Source organism: Lactobacillus sp. X-49 (assembly GCF_057063645.1).
The window spans coordinates 1-16,733 of the sequence record NZ_JBXSQM010000009.1; the positions used below are offsets into that span (position 1 = coordinate 1).

At 33.9% G+C, this 16,733-nt stretch carries 19 protein-coding genes; 8 read left to right on the plus strand and 11 right to left on the minus strand.

What is annotated here, in order from left to right; translation table 11 throughout:
- Positions 1–378 precede the first annotated feature (378 nt).
- The 3 genes from ACYIAQ_RS05520 to ACYIAQ_RS05530 all read left to right on the plus strand — a co-directional run bounded on the left by ACYIAQ_RS05520 (position 379) and on the right by ACYIAQ_RS05530 (position 1,763).
- Positions 379–705, plus strand: a complete 327-nt coding sequence (locus ACYIAQ_RS05520) for a type II toxin-antitoxin system RelE/ParE family toxin (protein WP_483562814.1) — start codon at positions 379–381, stop codon at positions 703–705.
- Positions 706–716: 11 nt separating this feature from the next.
- Positions 717–1,064 carry a HigA family addiction module antitoxin gene (locus ACYIAQ_RS05525; protein ID WP_483562815.1) on the plus strand — a complete coding sequence of 116 codons (348 nt, stop codon included), beginning with the start codon at positions 717–719 and terminating at the stop codon, positions 1,062–1,064.
- Positions 1,065–1,154: 90 nt separating this feature from the next.
- A complete protein-coding gene (locus ACYIAQ_RS05530; RefSeq protein ID WP_483562816.1) occupies positions 1,155–1,763 on the plus strand; it encodes a recombinase family protein in 609 nt (202 codons plus the stop codon).
- 108 nt (positions 1,764–1,871) lie between these two features.
- Here the strand turns inward: ACYIAQ_RS05530 and ACYIAQ_RS05535 are convergent, their stop codons facing one another.
- The 3 genes from ACYIAQ_RS05535 to ACYIAQ_RS05545 all read right to left on the minus strand — a co-directional run bounded on the left by ACYIAQ_RS05535 (position 1,872) and on the right by ACYIAQ_RS05545 (position 5,076).
- Positions 1,872–2,051: a hypothetical protein gene (locus ACYIAQ_RS05535; RefSeq protein WP_483562817.1), complete on the minus strand. Its 180-nt coding sequence runs from the start codon at positions 2,049–2,051 to the stop codon at positions 1,872–1,874.
- 260 nt (positions 2,052–2,311) lie between these two features.
- Entirely contained in the window at positions 2,312–3,814 is a 1,503-nt protein-coding gene (locus ACYIAQ_RS05540) for an FAD-binding protein (protein WP_483562818.1), read from the minus strand.
- A gap of 20 nt (positions 3,815–3,834) precedes the next feature.
- Positions 3,835–5,076: an MFS transporter gene (locus ACYIAQ_RS05545; protein ID WP_483562819.1), complete on the minus strand. Its 1,242-nt coding sequence runs from the start codon at positions 5,074–5,076 to the stop codon at positions 3,835–3,837.
- 111 nt (positions 5,077–5,187) lie between these two features.
- On the opposite strand from ACYIAQ_RS05545, the gene ACYIAQ_RS05550 reads away from it, so the two are divergent.
- Positions 5,188–6,099: a LysR family transcriptional regulator gene (locus tag ACYIAQ_RS05550; RefSeq protein ID WP_483562820.1), complete on the plus strand. Its 912-nt coding sequence runs from the start codon at positions 5,188–5,190 to the stop codon at positions 6,097–6,099.
- Between the two features lie 599 nt (positions 6,100–6,698).
- Here the strand turns inward: ACYIAQ_RS05550 and ACYIAQ_RS05555 are convergent.
- Complete coding sequence (locus ACYIAQ_RS05555) at positions 6,699–7,280, minus strand: hypothetical protein (protein WP_483562821.1); 582 nt, start codon at positions 7,278–7,280, stop codon at positions 6,699–6,701.
- 282 nt (positions 7,281–7,562) lie between these two features.
- On the opposite strand from ACYIAQ_RS05555, the gene ACYIAQ_RS05560 reads away from it, so the two are divergent.
- Positions 7,563–8,588 (plus strand): branched-chain amino acid aminotransferase, encoded by a 1,026-nt coding sequence (locus ACYIAQ_RS05560; protein WP_483562822.1) that lies wholly within the window; start codon positions 7,563–7,565, stop codon positions 8,586–8,588.
- A gap of 324 nt (positions 8,589–8,912) precedes the next feature.
- Here ACYIAQ_RS05560 and ACYIAQ_RS05565 read toward each other — a convergent pair whose 3' ends face one another.
- From ACYIAQ_RS05565 to ACYIAQ_RS05575, 3 genes are all read right to left on the minus strand, one after another.
- Positions 8,913–9,434, minus strand: a complete 522-nt coding sequence (locus tag ACYIAQ_RS05565; RefSeq protein ID WP_483562823.1) for a DUF2812 domain-containing protein — start codon at positions 9,432–9,434, stop codon at positions 8,913–8,915.
- Between the two features lies 1 nt (position 9,435).
- Positions 9,436–9,753 carry a PadR family transcriptional regulator gene (locus ACYIAQ_RS05570; protein WP_483562824.1) on the minus strand — a complete coding sequence of 106 codons (318 nt, stop codon included), beginning with the start codon at positions 9,751–9,753 and terminating at the stop codon, positions 9,436–9,438.
- A 202-nt stretch (positions 9,754–9,955) separates the two neighbouring features.
- Complete coding sequence (locus ACYIAQ_RS05575) at positions 9,956–10,168, minus strand: hypothetical protein (RefSeq protein ID WP_483562825.1); 213 nt, start codon at positions 10,166–10,168, stop codon at positions 9,956–9,958.
- 209 nt (positions 10,169–10,377) lie between these two features.
- On the opposite strand from ACYIAQ_RS05575, the gene ACYIAQ_RS05580 reads away from it, so the two are divergent.
- Together ACYIAQ_RS05580 and ACYIAQ_RS05585 are read left to right on the plus strand one after the other, a co-directional pair.
- Positions 10,378–11,268 carry a DUF3737 family protein gene (locus ACYIAQ_RS05580; RefSeq protein ID WP_483562826.1) on the plus strand — a complete coding sequence of 297 codons (891 nt, stop codon included), beginning with the start codon at positions 10,378–10,380 and terminating at the stop codon, positions 11,266–11,268.
- 3 nt (positions 11,269–11,271) lie between these two features.
- The gene (locus ACYIAQ_RS05585) at positions 11,272–12,438 is read left to right on the plus strand and encodes a MalY/PatB family protein (protein ID WP_483562827.1); all 1,167 of its coding nucleotides are present in this window, start codon (positions 11,272–11,274) and stop codon (positions 12,436–12,438) included.
- A 68-nt stretch (positions 12,439–12,506) separates the two neighbouring features.
- Here the strand turns inward: ACYIAQ_RS05585 and ACYIAQ_RS05590 are convergent, their stop codons facing one another.
- From ACYIAQ_RS05590 to ACYIAQ_RS05605, 4 genes are all read right to left on the minus strand, one after another.
- Positions 12,507–13,061: a hypothetical protein gene (locus ACYIAQ_RS05590; protein ID WP_483562828.1), complete on the minus strand. Its 555-nt coding sequence runs from the start codon at positions 13,059–13,061 to the stop codon at positions 12,507–12,509.
- 201 nt (positions 13,062–13,262) lie between these two features.
- Entirely contained in the window at positions 13,263–13,688 is a 426-nt protein-coding gene (locus tag ACYIAQ_RS05595) for a flavodoxin family protein (RefSeq protein ID WP_483562829.1), read from the minus strand.
- Between the two features lie 16 nt (positions 13,689–13,704).
- Positions 13,705–14,748, minus strand: a complete 1,044-nt coding sequence (locus tag ACYIAQ_RS05600; protein WP_483562830.1) for a zinc-dependent alcohol dehydrogenase family protein — start codon at positions 14,746–14,748, stop codon at positions 13,705–13,707.
- A gap of 18 nt (positions 14,749–14,766) precedes the next feature.
- Positions 14,767–15,411 carry an NAD(P)H-binding protein gene (locus ACYIAQ_RS05605; RefSeq protein WP_483562831.1) on the minus strand — a complete coding sequence of 215 codons (645 nt, stop codon included), beginning with the start codon at positions 15,409–15,411 and terminating at the stop codon, positions 14,767–14,769.
- Between the two features lie 285 nt (positions 15,412–15,696).
- Between ACYIAQ_RS05605 and ACYIAQ_RS05610 the strand changes: the two genes are divergently transcribed.
- A complete protein-coding gene (locus tag ACYIAQ_RS05610) occupies positions 15,697–16,587 on the plus strand; it encodes an SDR family oxidoreductase (RefSeq protein ID WP_122019277.1) in 891 nt (296 codons plus the stop codon).
- Positions 16,588–16,733: the final 146 nt, after the last annotated feature.

Consider the following 16,733-nt stretch of genomic DNA (forward strand, 5'->3'; position numbering starts at 1 on the left):
CTACATGTAATGCACGATTCTCTAAACGTAGACGTTCAAGTTCAGTTAACTCTTGAGAAGTATATTTATGCTTCTTTGCTTTAATTTTCTTTTTATGCATTAATGGTCGTCCTTGCTTAATAAATAATCAGAATTTGCGTTTGCTTGCTCAATATTTTGTTTAGCTAAAAATTCTATCATTAAATCTCTATCAAAATAACTAGGATTACTATCGTTCCGAACCCAAGCTTTATTTTTGATTATCAAAGTGGACGTGCAAAAACTTTGAAGTAAGCAATATTAACTCGCAGACAATATAAGTAAATTATTTATTTAATTGATTAAGTATACCATATTATACCAATATGGTATAATATGGTATACTAATTGGAGAGAACCATGGAGATATTCGGCGGAACAACCAAATTAACTAAAATATTAGCGAAACCTGAATTAATCAAAAAAAATTATGGCAAGCTAACCCAAAAAATTATGGCTAGATTAGATGAGTTTGCTGCTGCAAGGACATTGCGAGATATACCATCAACGCCGCCACCTAGGTGCCATGCACTAAAGGGGGAGCGTAGAGGTCAATTTGCTGTTACTGTTAGTGGAAACTATCGTCTTGTTTTTGAAGGATATGATAAGAACGACCAATTATCAGTTGATATAGACAAAATTACTACAATATCAATCATTGCAATTGAAGATTATCATAAAAACTAGGGGGAAATTGTATGTTAAATCGTAAAAATAAAATACAGGCATATCACACATCTTCAGCCGCTGACCTATTACAAGAAACTATGGCTGACTTTAATATTACTCAAGATGATTTAGCAAAACGACTTGGCATTAGTCAAAAAAGTGTTTCTCTAATTTTAAATCGGAAAACTTTTGTTGATGAAAAAACCGCATTAAAACTACAAAAAGTTCTAGGAATATCAAGCAATCTGCTACTTAATTTGGATATTAATTTCAATTCTAAAAAGGCAGCCGAACAGTTAAATTATGAAAAACACATGCAAAGTGCGAACCCACTTTTTTTAAAACCGTATAGTTTTGTTTCGAGTTATGGAAAATAACTCATAGATTTTTTATATAGCTACAAAGACGTTGGATAACTCAACTTCTTTTTTGTTAACAATAGGGTGTGTTCAAAAAGGATTTGAAAAATGGCAAAAATTAGATATGCAAGAGTTAGTACCCGTGATCAAAATTTAGATCGGCAAATTGAATCATTAGAAAAAATTCAAGTAGACAAATTATTCTGTGACAAAATGTCGGGGGCAAATACTAAACGCCCCCAATTACAAAACATGTTAGATTATATACGTGAAGATGATGTCGTAATTGTAACTGAACTTGATCGATTAGGGCGCAATAATCAAGATTTGACTAAAATCATGGGTGCCATAAAGGCAAAAGGTGCAACACTTGATATCTTAAATTTTCCCTCTTTGCGTGGTATTGAAGACCCAAATTTGCGGCAGCTAATGAATAATTTAATTTTGGAATTATACAAGTATCAAGCCGAAAGCGAGCGTAAACGAATTAAGGAGCGCCAACGTCAAGGTATTGAAATAGCTAAAGCAGAGGGGCGTTATCATGGTAGAAAGCCTAAATATGATAAAGACAGTCCACAATTGCAACACGCTTTTAAACTTTACCAAAGTGGTATGACTGATACTGCCGTCAGTAAGGTAACTGGAATTAATCGGATCACTTTCAAACGGTACAGAGAAAAATATGGAATAACTCAGTCAAGTTCTTGCGTAAAATAAGACAAAACGTGCTACAATATGACTGTAAAGAAAAAGAAGTCTTGTATAAACAAGACTTCTCTTCTGAATTTCAAGCAGCCGCTTTAAAGGCGGTTGACTATATTATGTTTATGTTGGAAAGACCAATCCCATAACTAGCCAAAGTTTTGCTGGGACGGTCTTTTTGTTTACTTGTGCTTGTCGATATATGTCAACAAAACAAGAATAAACGTAGCGAATGCCAGCGCTAATTCTAGCGCATGATAAACGCTCAATGACTGTCAACCTTTCTGAAGAATTTCGTGCCATAAGCACCGTCTCCTTTCTTAGGAAAAACAGCCAACCGCCCTCAAAACAATTTGCTATCAATTCTTTTTAATTATAGCAAAATTATTGTGTCTTCTAAATGAATAAAGCCGCTTAGTTTTGTAAATTTAATTCGTATTTCTTAATTATTTTTCACTTTATATATTTAAAGTTCGGAATCAGATTGTTAATACGAGTAATAATAGTATCTTTGTTCTAAATTGACCAATAAAAAAGCTTGTTTGAAAGAACAAGCTTAACTTTTATTCTGCTATATATTTTCCCGCTAATCTACCAAACGTTAAAGCATGACTAGCTGTCAGACCTGGAATATGATCTGGATAACTACCCCAAAAGAAACCACCCGAACAATTGCCAGCAGCATATAAACCTTTTATTACATTACCTTGATGATTAATAACTTGCATTTTACAGTTGACTCTCAAACCATCGAGTGTAGCTAATAAACGTCCACCAATAATTGCTCCATAATATGGTGCGTGATCAATGGATACTAAACGATAGCTTTCTTTGCCAAAGTCGACATCTTCTCCTGATTTTGCTAATTTATTATACTGTTTAATACTCTCTTTTAAATTAGTCGTTGGTAAATTCAATTTCTCGGCAAGTTCTTCTATTGAATTAGCTTTTTGTACTAAACCTTCTTGAACTCGATCATTAACTTCTTTTCGTGCTTCTTCTCCATTAAAAATACCTGGAAATCCTAGTCGTGAACAACCTAGAGTATGCAATTTTCTCAGATTATCATTAGTCATTAATTCCTCTGTCCATATCATTGCACTTAGATAACCTAATTGTTTAGAAGCCGCATTCATTTGAAATTGATATGGTGCACTTTCATTAAAGAAACGCTCACCTTTAAGATTAACTTTAAGCATTGGATATGATCCAAGCCACAAATAACCTGGATCATCTGGCGGAGTTAAATCTACTTCATAAAAATCTTCAGTATTTGTGCCTACTGGTACAGCTCCTCGATTAAAAGAAATTGTTGCAGGTTCTTCATCTTTGGCAGCTCCTATTTCAATAGCTGCTAGTAAGCCAGAACCGTCATCTCTCTGACTGTCAGAATAAACGTTGGTTTTAAGACCAAGTGGATTCCATTTTTGCATAAGTGCCTTGTTAGAGCCATAACCACCTGTGCATAAAATAACTCCTTTAGTTGCTTTGATTTTAGTTATCTTTTTTGTAGTCATATCTTTTACAATCACACCGACTACGTTTCCATTTTCAACAATTAACTTTTCGAGTTTAGTTTTCCAAGCAAACTCTGCTCCTAATCTTTCAGCTTCATCAATAACCCACTTACCATAACCCATTTGCCAGTATTTTCCATCAGATGCCGTCACCTCATTACCAGTTGGAAATGCATGATTTCTTTCAGTTTCGAAATATGCATCTGATGTAGCTTGGATATATGCACCGTGCGGACGTAAAATTTTATCATCTAACCAATCAACCATTTCTGAACTATTGTCAGCCCAAACATTTAAAAGCTTCTGATCCACATTCCCCTGATTAAAGGTAGAAATGAAGTTAACTAACTCATTACGATCAACGTTAACTCCTGCCTTTTTTTGAGCCTTACTATGAATAGCAGCAATCGTTTCACGATATAAATATCCTGCACTACCCATTTTATCAATTACCAAAACATCTGCACCTTGTTCAGCTGCAGCTGCAGCTGCCATTCCACCAGCATTACTTGCTCCAACAACAATTACTTCATATTTTTTATTTTTCATTATTAGTACCTCTATTAATTCTATGATTCAAAATGTTTCTTTGAAATGATTACAATCAAAAGCATGATAAAAAGAGCAATAATCGCAAAGAAGATATAAACTGCTGTAAATCCACCAAACTTTTCTGCAATTAAATTATTAAAAGGCATTGCAAATGCACCTATTAAGAATGCAATAGAATTTATATACGAAAATCCTTTTGCAAATGCTCGTTTACCCAATACAGCTGTTGCAATTGTAGTTATTCCCGTTCCTAGATAAACGTAAAAAATATCATTGATACCTGCACTAAAAATAGCTAAATTTGATGAATGAATATTAGTAGCTATGATTAATAAAATATATGAAACTACAGAAATACCGATCCAAACGATACTAGCTTTTTCAGCTCCATATTTATCACAAGTTGATCCAACCAACGGATTTAAGAAGATATCAAAAATCATTGCTGAAGTAACCATGAACCCACCAATTGTTCCGTTAAAATTAGCAGATACAGCATAAGTTGGAAACATTTGATTCAAAACTGCTGGAAATTGCAATAAAATTACTATTAGCAATAAAATCCAAAAAGTAGCAGAATTAAATAGTTCATGATTTGATACTTGTTGTATTTCCTTAACATCTTGAGTTTTTGGATCGATATCTTTAACGTACCCATATGGTTTACGTCCTTCTTGCTGAGGAGTGAAGTTAACTCCAAATATTGCACAAGGAATACTTAATATTGCTACAATAATTGCCAAAATTGTTAAACTAAATTTCCAACCAGATTTTTCAATTAACATAGATAGAATTGGACTCATTATCCCTTGAAATACTGAGGTAATTGCCCAACAAAGTCCAATAGCAAATCCAGATTTTTTTACAAACCAATTATCTATCAAAATACCAACAGGCGTAAACGACATAAAAGATATGGCAGTTCCAATAACAATACCAATTAAGAAAAATTCCCAGACATTAGTAAAATGTGGAATTAAAACTAAACTTGCAGCAACTGCTAAACTTGAAAATAAATATAATAGCTTGTTATTGGCTTTCATTAATACTTTGGGCACATTAGGTGTCATTACTGCCATTGTTAAAACTAATACCGTATAATAATACGATAAAGTTGAAATTTCCGTATGTAAGCTTTTACTTAGTGGATCTAAAAAAGAACCCATTAAAACCATACTTGAACCTAAACAGGTTGCAGAAATTATTCCAATTGAACACATAACAATCCAAGGCCTAATATTCCTTTTTTGCTTACTCATAAAACCACCTCATCTTTAAATTGTTTTTAGTATATCTTGATAATATCGTAATATAAGCGATATAATTAACCAATTAATGAATAGCGTTATGATAAAAAGGAATTATATATAATGAATTCTACACAGATAAAATGTTTTTTATCTTTAGCAAAAACACTCAATTTTACTAAATCAGCTAATGATATTTTCTTATCACAATCTACAGTATCGAAAAATATTAAAAATTTAGAAAAGGAATTACAAATCAAATTATTTGAGCGAAGTTACCATCAAATTTTTCTTACCGAAAAGGGCAAACTATTTTATAATCAAATGTTGCTATCTGTTTCCGAAATTACTGACACTGTTCAAAATTTGCAACAAAGTAAGAATATTGTGCGTACCAAAATCAAAATGGGATATACTGATCTTCCCTTTGAAAAGAAATGGTTACCGACTGCTTTAAGAATGATTAATTCCCAAACAAAATTAGAATTAATTCCAGTTTTTATTGATCCAGGTTCAGAGCAAAATATTGATAAATTAATTAGTGATGGCACGATTGATATCATGATTATACAGAAAGATATTGTTAATCAAAAAAAACATATTCAGTATGATGAAATTTTTAAAAAGGGATTTTCAGTTGTAGTTCCACAAGGAGATAATCTTTTTGTAAAAGATAGTATTGTCTTTGAAAATTTATTGGGAAGAAAAGTTTATTTATGGAATGGCAACGATACTTTTCCATCAATCGAAAGTCTAAAATTCAGTATTGAAAGTAGAAATATTGATATTAATTATGAAGAAGAAAATGACTCTTCGATTTTAATTGCATATGTTCGTGCGCGAATGGGTATTGGAATCGTTCCTAGCATTTTATACAATAAAGATGACACAGATTTACGATATATTCCATTGGAAACTAAAGAGAAACTTTCATATGGGATTTTATTTTTAATTAATTCTGACAAACGAAAAGAAATTGATTTACTTAATAAATACATAACTTCAGCTGTTAATATTTCTAAAACTCAATGGTAACCAATCAAAAAGAATCAATCTTTAAGGACTAGTCCTTTTATTAACTTTGCTATTTAGTTTTTATTATTTCCAAGCTGCATCAAACTTCGATTTACCAGTTTTAATTACATTATTAATATTTTAGTGTTTTTGGGCAACAGCATAAATCGTTTATACGCTTGTATATACCGGTATAATAAAATAGAAGGAAAACCTTGTAAGCGAGAAGCTTCATGTAGAGTAATTTTTTAAGGTTTTGATTTTTTTGTTCTATGCAAGATTTTACTGCTCTTTTGGAAAAACAGCCAACCGCCCTCAAAACAATTTGCTATCAATTCAACTTAATTATAGCAAATATTGCAGTATTCCTAAATAACATTAGCCTTTTGGTTTCAAACATAATGGTTTTTAGTTTTATTTAATAAGTGCCATTTTGTTAATAAATTCGTGTGTGAAAAAAGGAATAAGTCTTGATATAAAAAATTTATTCCTTGAATTTTAAATAGCCGTTTTAATTTTGTTATACTTAACCTTGAAAGATTTGATTAAAGTTAATTTATTTGACCGTCAAAAAGTGAAAGGGAATTAGCTTTTCCCAGATTCCTTTTTGCCATTTTTCTTTACAAACTACCAATTAAAAGTGTAGGTATTTTGGCATAGCGCTCATCCTTAGACCATTGTTTTAATTCTTTCAGTGATTCACGTGCAAGTTTTCGATCTTTACCTTTTAACTTAGTTGTCGCTTTTTCTGCTTTTGTAAATTGCTTTAGTGCTGCTTTTGGATTGGCATCTCTAATTATCTTAGTTTCAATATTAATTAGTGCTTTCAGTGACTTTTTATGACCATTAACATTATCAATATCCGTTAAAAAGTTTACCCAAAAGCGATATTTACCATTTTGTGAAATGATATGAACAGCACTACCATTCTCAATCGATTTAGCTTGATCTACTTTAAATAACATTTTCTTTGCAACTATCTTTTTAGCATATTTTTTACTATAAGCTTGATGATCTATCCAGTTATCAAGATAGAGTGTTGAATATACACTCTTAGTTAGTCTAAAAACATAACCAGCCTTAGCTAATTTCTGTGACCAAGCTTGATCAATTGTTTCATCCTCTTTAGTTTCACTAGTAGTAGCAATTTTAGTATCTGGAACTATATCTGACGCTTGAACGGTTCCATTAAAACTACTCAATACACTAGTACCAAATAAAAGTAGAATGGCTACTTTACTTATTATTTTTTCATTTTTATACTTTATTTATTAATATAATATTAATTTGCATTAGTTATATGTAATAAAAATATTTAATGATTTAATTATATGCTTTTAATTGCTTGAATGTAAACCTAATGGGGTATGACTAAATAAAATAATCAAATTATCTTCACTGTCTATTGACATTAGGTGTTTTATAGCATAAATTAGTCAATAATTAAATTATTATTACATAAATTAGCTAAGCAGGAGGTTTTTATGAAACAACGAGTAGAAGATCTTGATTGGAAAAACTTAGGTTTTGTGTATCGCGATTTGCCATATCGCTATGAAGCAAAATTTAAAGATGGTCAATGGCAGGAAGGTAAATTAGTCGAATCTTCAACCTTGACCCTGTCTGAAGGAGCTGAACTTTTACATTACGGCCAGGAAATCTTTGAAGGTCTAAAGGCTTATCGTAGAAAAGATGGTAAAATCAACTTATTTCGTCCGGAGCAAAATGCCCATCGTTTTACTTTGTCGGCTGAGCGCCTGGCGATGCCACCATTTCCGGAAGAGCGTTTTGTAGCTGCAGTTAAGCAAGTAGTTTTGGCTAACCAAGAATTTGTACCACCGTATGATAGTGGAGCCACCTTATATTTACGGCCATTCATGGTAGGAACTTCTAATGTTTTGGGCGTTCAAGCCGCCAATGAATATACTTTCCGTATTTTTGCCGTACCAGTTGGCGCATACATTAAGGGGTTAAATCCGGCGGCTTATATTGTCAGTGACTACGATCGGGCTGCTTATGCTGGGACAGGTCAAGCTAAGACTGCCGGAAATTATGCCAGTAGTTTATTGCCGTCAGTTGAAGCGCATCAAAAGGGTTATGCTGATTGTCTTTATCTTGATCCCCGCGAGCATAAATATATTGATGAATTTGGCGGGGCTAATTTCTTTGGCATTACGCAAGAGGGGCAATTTGTGACACCTAAATCACCGTCGATTTTAATTTCCATTACTAAAAGATCACTGCTCGAATTGGCCAAAAAGCAAGGCTTAAATCCAGTTGAACGTCAGATTACTTTAGAAGAGGCCTTTGGGATGAAAGAAGCTGGGGCAATGGGTACGGCAGCTGTTATTTCGCCAGTTGGGTCAATCACTTATCAAGGACAAAAGCATGTGATTTATAGTGAGGACAAGACTGGCCCGATTACGACCAAGCTATATCAAGAATTGGTTGACATTCAATATGGTAATGAAGAAGGCCCAGAAGGTTGGGTACAAGAAGTTAGTGAATAAGGGAATAAAAGATGAGTACGTTATTGCTGTTTTATCATTCTCGCTTTTGAACTTTTACCAATAGACTCTTGGCTTAATAAGCATAATCTAATCTATGTTATCCCTATTTACTATAGTTTATTGCTGATTTTAGTTTTACTACTTTCCGTATTTGGTTTTACGAATGCTTTCCAGTGATGCGACTATGTAATAGCAATCATTGCCGTTATTTATGAATGGCTTGTACTTTTTAAACGTATTAGAAAAAATTAGGTATCTTAATAAAAAACAAGCGGCAACGATTATGATGGTTGTCGCTTTTATTTACTGTCATAAATTGAAAAATTAACTAGCAATTAATTTTTTAATACGGATTGACAAAGTACTTAGTTTGACTAGCAAAAATAATTCAAACAAGGTAAAGAAACCTAAGCTAAAGTATCTTGCCCAGCTACTATTGCCATTACTAATATCAGTCATGAGCATTTGAATTAGTGGTAATGGAAATAGCGTTGTGAGTAATATTTGTCTGCGAATGCGTTTTAAATAGTTTAACTTGGAGTCGTTATCTGAATAAAGTTGAAAGTCTCCTTGAACTGCGGGACGCCGGAAATAGATCCATTGGCCACTTTGAGCAATTTTTTCTGCACCGGTCTCTTCAATAAAATTAATATAATCTTGTTGGTTCGTTTTAGAAGCTTTAGGATCAAGAAAATCGATGCGATAAATATACTTAGACTTTTGTTTAGTAAAATAATAAAATAATCCCTTAATTTTGGTTAATTGCCAGCCAGCGGTTGCCATTTGATTAAGCCAAATTTCTTCTTGTCTGTCACTAAAAAATAGCCGGAACTTCTTCTTTTCCAATTTAGTTATCCTCCATAATTTTGTGCCCATTATTTACTAATTCTTCTAATCGCTTAAGTTCATTGATTACAATTTCTTTCCCTTGGGAAGTAATAACGTATTGTTTTTTGTGATCAATGTTGTTTACGGGCAGGGCTTTAATCCATTGATTCTGCTCCAATTTACTTAGTGCACCATACAATGTACCTGCAGCTAGCATGACTCTGCCGTCAGATAGCTCAGCAATTTTCTTCATAATGCCGTAGCCATGTAATGGTTTAAATAATGATAATAGGATGTAGTAATAAGCTTCTGTTAAGACGATATGTTCAGGATTCAAAATTGACACGATCCTTTTTTATTATTAGTATATCGGCATCCGATATATAAGTAAAGTATAAAATAAATTTTAGTAAGATATTTATGAAAACAAAAAATCTGATCAACTGATCAGATTTTTTGTTTTTTTAAACTTAGTAGTTGCAATTTAATTTAATTTATTATATTGTCAAAGTAGTCAAACTTTATGAGAAGGGTACTTTTTAATCGCCCTTTTTATTTTGGGCAATTTTTTTATTATAAAGTGCTTTTCCAGCTTTTCCATTTTCCCATGTACCAATTTTAGTTCCTTCAGAATAATAACCATCCATTACACCGATTTGTTGAAAAACGGTTTGTTTGTATGCAACTTTAGCGTTATATTCGGTAATGTCAACATCTGCTAGAGATTTGTGTAGCGCAGTTATAGCATCCATATCCTTACCACCAGAAGTAAACAGTGTACCATGTGAATTTAATATAAAGCTATTTAGGAAGCATTCTATAACTAATTTAGCTTTTTTTAATAATCTGCTCTTCAACGATAACTTTTAGTAATACTTGGTACTATGCAATTGATATTTTAAATTGAGTAATTTTTGCATGATAATTAAAATATGTAAAAATCATGATAGAAGGAATGACAATGAATAGTATTAAGAATCATTATTTTACGGGAGAACGAATTCTTTATGGTCTTAAAGATACAGATTTGACTGAAATTACCTTCGGACAAGGTGAATCACCACTTAAAAAAGCAAGTCATATTGCTGTTAAAGATTCGATTTTTCAGTGGAAATATCCTCTTTGGTATGACACCGATGTTGAAGTTGATAATACCACGTTTGAAACGATGGCACGTAGCGGAATTTGGTATACCAAAAATATCAAAATTACTAATTCCGCACTGCAAGCGCCAAAATTATTTAGGCGAGCTTCTGACATTGTATTAGATCATGTGCACTTTGCTAATGCAGAAGAAACAATGTGGAAGTGTCAAAATATTAAAATGACCAATTGCCAGGTTAATGGTGATTATTTTGGTAAAGATAGCGAGAATATTTACCTTGACCAGGTAAGTATTATTGGTAACTATGCTTTTGACGGTGCTAAAAATGTTGAGGTTCATCATTCTACCTTAATTTCAAAAGATGCGTTTTGGAATTGTGACAATGTTACAGTTTACGATTCTACCCTCGATGGCGAGTATTTGGCATGGAACTGTAAAAATATCAAGTTTATCAATTGTAAAATTGAAAGTAATCAGGGATTGAATTATGTCGACCAGCTTGAAGTAAAAAATAGCAGTTTACTTCATACAGATTTGGCTTTTGAATATGTGTCAAATCTTGATGTTGAAGTAGTAACTAAACTTGATAGCGTCAAAAATCCCATTTCTGGAAAAATTGTTGCACCAGAGATTGGTGAATTAATTATTGATGCAACTAAGGTGGATCCAAGTCAAACGCAGATTATCTGTGATAAGATTGGCATAAAGACTATACATTCAGATTTAAATCAGAAACCAGAGGATTAAATAATGGAAGTCAAGTATGATTTTGTCAATGCACCGGATCGTAAACAAGTTGATTCTGTTAAGTGGGATGTAAACCCCGGTGAATTACCAATGTCAATTGCTGACATGGATTTTAAAACGGCACCAGAAATTGTGACAGCGATGAAAGAAAAAATTTCTTTAGGCTGTTTTGGCTATGAGTGGCCAAGAAATGATTATTTTAAGGCTGTTGCTGACTGGTATGAAAAAGAACACAAGCAGCGTCCTAAAACGGAGTGGATGATTTTTACCACTGGAGTTGTCCCAGCAATTTCTTCAATTGTGCGACGGATGTCGCATGTCGGCGACAATGTCGTAGTGCAGGAACCGGTTTACAATATTTTTTACAATTCAATTGAAAATAATGGTCGGCATGTGTTGAGTAACGACTTAAAATTTGATGGTGCTGAGTATACTATTGACTGGCAAGATCTAGAAGAAAAATTAGCCCAGCCCCTGACCACCTTAATGATTTTTTGTAATCCGCATAATCCAACAGGTAAAGTCTGGTCAAGAGCAGAAGTACAACGCATTGCTGAACTTTGTCAGCAACATCACGTTATTTTGCTATCAGATGAAATTCATGGTGATTTAGTAAGACAGGGACAGGACTATACACCCGCTTTTGCCGTTAAGGGGACTGCACAAACTAGCGTTATTTCACTGGTTTCGCCTAGTAAAACTTTTAACGTTGCTGCCTTACATGCTGCTACGGCAATAATACCCGATGCTAATTTGCATGCTCAAGTGAGTCGTGGGATAAATAGCGATGAAGTGGGTGAACCTAACTTGCTGGCAATTCCTGGAACCATTGCTGCTTATGAAAAGGGTCATGAATGGCGCCAGGCTTTACTGCAGCAACTCAATAAAAATTTTGCTTATGCTCAAGATTATCTTGCTCATGAATTGCCGCAAATAAAAGTTGTTTCGGGCAAGGCCACATATTTAATGTGGCTTGATACCTCTAAAATTAGTAGCGATTCACATAAGTTAGCAGACAGTTTACGTCAAAAAACCGGACTAATTGTTTCTCCTGGTAGCATTTACCGTGGTAACGGGCAGAACTTTTTACGGATGAACTTTGCTTGTCCCTTAACAATGGTTCAAGATGGTCTGACTCGCTTAAAAGTTGGTTTAAAAAATAATAATTAATGTTGTAGTTGATTTTTCTAATCAAGCTCAAAAACACCTAGCTGGTTTATTAGCTAGGTGTTTTTGAATTATTTATTTTTATTATTTTGAAAATTTTTAGCTAAATCAATGGCGGTCAAGACATAGTCTAAAATTGTAATGACTGACATTAAAGCCTTTTTAGCACTAAAGGTTCCCTTAAAAAGAAGTGGTACTTGTGCCCCTAGTGCGATGAAAAGAACTATCACCAGTAAAGTTCCAGAAGAAAATGAACTGTTTTTTTGATCAAACTGGTCTAGTAAAGAGGTAATCCTTTGAATAGTATGCGGCGAAAGTTTCATTTTATGTGCTAGTAGTTTTAAAAATTTTTGATTTTTGAAAACAGGAATCAGCTCAGAATTGGCTGGTTGCAATAAACTGGTTAGTTGCTTTTGTACGTGTTTACTGTGTTTAGCACATACTAACAACAGGTGTTGTACTTGCTGCAAACCAGTTTTTGTCCAAGTATAGTTTTTATCACATAATTTTTGCCAAACTTTGGGAACAAAATTAGTTACTTGTTGAACTCGTTTTAACAACTCTTGTGTTGGGTTGGCATGCAACAGGTGTTGTGGTAAATTGGTAAAACTATTTTTGTTATGCATTGACTTTACCTCCTAGAGGCCTCATTATAGCAGGAATATCACCTAAATGAATTAAATATGCTTGATTTATATTGCAATAACTTAAGTATATTATACTTATTTAAGAATCAAAAAGAGTGAAAGGTTCTCATGTGAGAACCTTTCACTTCGTTAAAATTTATTCAATTTTGTTATTTGTTTTTAGATTATTTTGCTGAATTATTAATGCTGAGTAAAATTTTGTTGAATATCAATATATTCCATGTGAGCGACTTGGGCAAATCTTTTGATAATTGAAGTTACTGGTTTAATCGTATCTGCAGGATTACTACCTTGAATAAAGACGGAAAGTTTTTTTCCTGCTAAAGTGTCCAGTTCTGGATCTTGACCAATTCGTTCAATTAAGGTTTTGAGATAACCGCTCATATCATGCCAATAAGCAGGTGTACCAAGGACAATCCAATCTGTTTTTTGTAATCTGGCTAATACTTTTCCAAATTGATCATCGGAATAATGTTGATTGATTTGGTAAATTTTATAATCAACTAAATTGATTTGATCAAAGGCTTTGTTCTTAAGAAAAGCCTTTCCCATCCGGCTAGTGTTACCTGCTTGATTTTGACTAGCATTAATGAATAAAATTTTCATTTTATCTACTTTCTTTTTATTCTGGATCGATAATTAATAAAGATTTAATTGCTTCTCTTTGATCCATTGCCTCATATGCTTCTTGAATCTGGTTTAAAGAAAAGCGCTTAGTGAAGACTTTTCCTGGATGAATTTTTCCATTTAAAACAGCATCAAGCAAAATTTTGCGATCATCAAAAGTAACAGACGCAATTCCACCACGTAAGCCAATGTTGCGCCAGAATAAGTTACGCGTATCTAGGCTTGAGCTTTGTGGAACACCAACGCGACCAACAATTGAACCGGGACGTCCAACTTGAACCGCTGTTGCGACAGCTTGATCAGTACCAACACATTCTAGTACAGCATCAGCACCTATTCCATTAGTTAACGCCATTACGTGGTCAACTGCTTGTTTGCCTCTTTCTGGGACGATATTGGTTGCTCCAAACTCTGTTGCTAATTTTTGCCGATCTTCATGGCGACTCATAGCGATGATTTTTTTGGCTCCCAATAGTTTAGCGGCAATTACACCACATAGACCAACCGCACCGTCACCGATAACAACGACTGTATCACCATTTTTAACTTCGGCACTGTCTGCGGCATGGTACCCAGTTGCCATAACATCAGCTAATGTTAGAAAATCATTTAATTGTTCATCACTGTAATTCTGTGGTTTTCCTGGGATCTTGACTAATGCCCAATTAGCATTATGAAATTCAAGATATTCACCTTGATAACCACCGTTTGTATCATTGCCTTGATTTAAACAGTTTCCATCAAAACCTGCTAAACAAGCAGCACAATGACCACAACCATGTGTAAAAGGAGCGATTACAAAATCACCTGGTTTAATATTAGTCACGTTTGTACCAACTTTTTCAACAATACCAATTGCCTCATGGCCAGTTGTCGTATTAGGATCACGGTGAGAAAGGCCCCTAAACCACCATAAGTCAGACCCACAAACTGAAGCGCGAACGACATGGATAATTGCATCATCTTCAGATTTAAGTTCAGGCATTGGGTAATCTTGCACTTCAATTTTACCCGGTTTAATAAATGTTCCTACTTTCATTTTTAATCTCCTACTTTTTTAATATACTGGTCGGTCTTGTCCTTGAGTAGCAGGATCAGCGATTCCAATACTATTATTGACATAAAGTTCGGGTTTGAGAACAATTTTCAAAATTGCATCAGCAATGCTTTGGCGCGATCCCGAGACACCAACATATGGTTGATGACGAGTCGTGATCGTATATTTGATTTCGTTACGATCATTAAGCCATGGCAAACGCAAAGTCGTATATTGCAAGCCGGAATCTGCTAAGAGTCGGTCTGAATTAATTGCGGTTGCAAGTCCACTTAATGTATATTCATGATTCCAACGACCAAATTCACCACTAACTTCGTTGTATATACCAAGAATATTAGTAAAGAGAACTCTTGATACGTGATGATTTTTCATTGCTGTAATGACGTTTTTAGTAATGGTATTATTTTGAGAATGATCAACAACTGCAACAAAAACCATATCCTGCCCGTTTATTGCTCGATCAACTTCATCTTGTTTTAGTAAATCTACTTCTAGAACACGTGCGCTATCAGCGAGCTTGGCTAATCTATCTGCATGGCGCAGGCCTAAGGTTAACTTGATATTTTTAAAATCAGGCTGATTTAAAATACGCTGTTCAACAATTTGAGCAATTTGCCCGTTTGCTGCTAATATTAAGAACTTCATTTATAACCTCCTTTTTGTTACTTACTAAAAGTATATGACCTTAGAGCAACTCTAAGTCAACTTTTTTAAAAGCTATTTTAGTTAATAATTAAATTTACCTAGTATTAGATAGATATGAATTTTTAAGAGCTATTATGGATAAGTATCAAATAAAAGATGTTAGTGAACTATTATGAAAAGATTGGTTTGCTAATGCAAATTTCAAAAATTTTCCTTTCAAGCATAATTATTGCTTTATTTTTGTAAGCGCTATAAATTATAGATAGGTTAAAAAAGGAGACGATAATGATGGACAATAATTTAATAAACCCGTTAACTCGTTATCATGCTGATGATTTTTCAAAGCAGTCACAAAAATATCCAGGAATTCAAAGTAAGATGGATCCGTTACCTAATGGTGATATGCGCGACTATGAGGGACATAATTTACTTACTGGGCGCCATGCCTTAATTACTGGAGGCGATTCAGGTATTGGTCGAGCAGTAGCAATTGGTTTTGCTAAAGAGGGTGCCGATGTTGCTATTCAATATTTACCAGAAGAAGCTGATGATGCCAAAGAAGTTGCAAAATTAGTTGAACAAGAGGGCCGTAAGGCAGTGTTGATACCAGCCGATTTTCGCAAGCGTGGTGAAGCATCCCGGGTGAGTGAACAGGCAATTAAAGAATTTGGTAGTATAGAATTACTGGTAATGAATTCAGCAATCCAGCAAAACTCTGCTAGCTTGGAAGATTTATCAATGGATCAAGTTCATGATACGTTTGAAGTTAACATTATTTCAATGTATGAAATGGTCAAAACCGTGGTACCAAAGATGAAACCAGGTAGTGTGATCTTGACGACGACCTCACTTCAGGCATTTAGTCCAACACCAATTTTACTTGATTATGCCGCAACTAAAGCAGCCATTGCTAACTTTTCAATCAACTTGGCGCAGGAGTTGGCGCCTAAAGGGATTAGGGTCAATAGTGTTTCGCCAGGTCCCGTTTGGACACCACTTCAAGTGGCAGGGGGACAACCGACAGACGCTTTAGAGAAATTTGGACAAGAAGAACCATTGAATCGTGCAGGTCAACCTGATGAATTAGCTCCAGTCTATATCTTCTTAGCCTCTAATATGGCTAGTTATATTACTGGTCAAGTTTATGGTGTGACTGGTGGTCAATCAATTAATTAGATTAAAAGTTATCTTGAAGCTCCATTGCTATTTGAAACCTATCAAGTAACAATTGGGGCTTTATTTTTATTTAATTTTTTGATAAATTATATTTAATAAAATGATGGAAGTAATAGAAGAGTATCTTAATGAATGCTTTTACTTTG

Bases quoted from the DNA above. Each gene is read 5' to 3' on its own strand.
- ACYIAQ_RS05520 (WP_483562814.1), top strand. From the start codon at position 379: ATGGAGATATTCGGCGGAACAACCAAATTAACTAAAATATTAGCGAAA.
- ACYIAQ_RS05525 (WP_483562815.1), top strand. From the start codon at position 717: ATGTTAAATCGTAAAAATAAAATACAGGCATATCACACATCTTCAGCC.
- ACYIAQ_RS05530 (WP_483562816.1), top strand. From the start codon at position 1,155: ATGGCAAAAATTAGATATGCAAGAGTTAGTACCCGTGATCAAAATTTA.
- ACYIAQ_RS05535 (WP_483562817.1), bottom strand. From the start codon at position 2,051: ATGGCACGAAATTCTTCAGAAAGGTTGACAGTCATTGAGCGTTTATCA.
- ACYIAQ_RS05540 (WP_483562818.1), bottom strand. From the start codon at position 3,814: ATGAAAAATAAAAAATATGAAGTAATTGTTGTTGGAGCAAGTAATGCT.
- ACYIAQ_RS05545 (WP_483562819.1), bottom strand. From the start codon at position 5,076: ATGAGTAAGCAAAAAAGGAATATTAGGCCTTGGATTGTTATGTGTTCA.
- ACYIAQ_RS05550 (WP_483562820.1), top strand. From the start codon at position 5,188: ATGAATTCTACACAGATAAAATGTTTTTTATCTTTAGCAAAAACACTC.
- ACYIAQ_RS05560 (WP_483562822.1), top strand. From the start codon at position 7,563: ATGAAACAACGAGTAGAAGATCTTGATTGGAAAAACTTAGGTTTTGTG.
- ACYIAQ_RS05575 (WP_483562825.1), bottom strand. From the start codon at position 10,168: ATGGATGCTATAACTGCGCTACACAAATCTCTAGCAGATGTTGACATT.
- ACYIAQ_RS05580 (WP_483562826.1), top strand. From the start codon at position 10,378: ATGAATAGTATTAAGAATCATTATTTTACGGGAGAACGAATTCTTTAT.
- ACYIAQ_RS05585 (WP_483562827.1), top strand. From the start codon at position 11,272: ATGGAAGTCAAGTATGATTTTGTCAATGCACCGGATCGTAAACAAGTT.
- ACYIAQ_RS05590 (WP_483562828.1), bottom strand. From the start codon at position 13,061: ATGCATAACAAAAATAGTTTTACCAATTTACCACAACACCTGTTGCAT.
- ACYIAQ_RS05595 (WP_483562829.1), bottom strand. From the start codon at position 13,688: ATGAAAATTTTATTCATTAATGCTAGTCAAAATCAAGCAGGTAACACT.
- ACYIAQ_RS05600 (WP_483562830.1), bottom strand. From the start codon at position 14,748: ATGAAAGTAGGAACATTTATTAAACCGGGTAAAATTGAAGTGCAAGAT.
- ACYIAQ_RS05605 (WP_483562831.1), bottom strand. From the start codon at position 15,411: ATGAAGTTCTTAATATTAGCAGCAAACGGGCAAATTGCTCAAATTGTT.
- ACYIAQ_RS05610 (WP_122019277.1), top strand. From the start codon at position 15,697: ATGATGGACAATAATTTAATAAACCCGTTAACTCGTTATCATGCTGAT.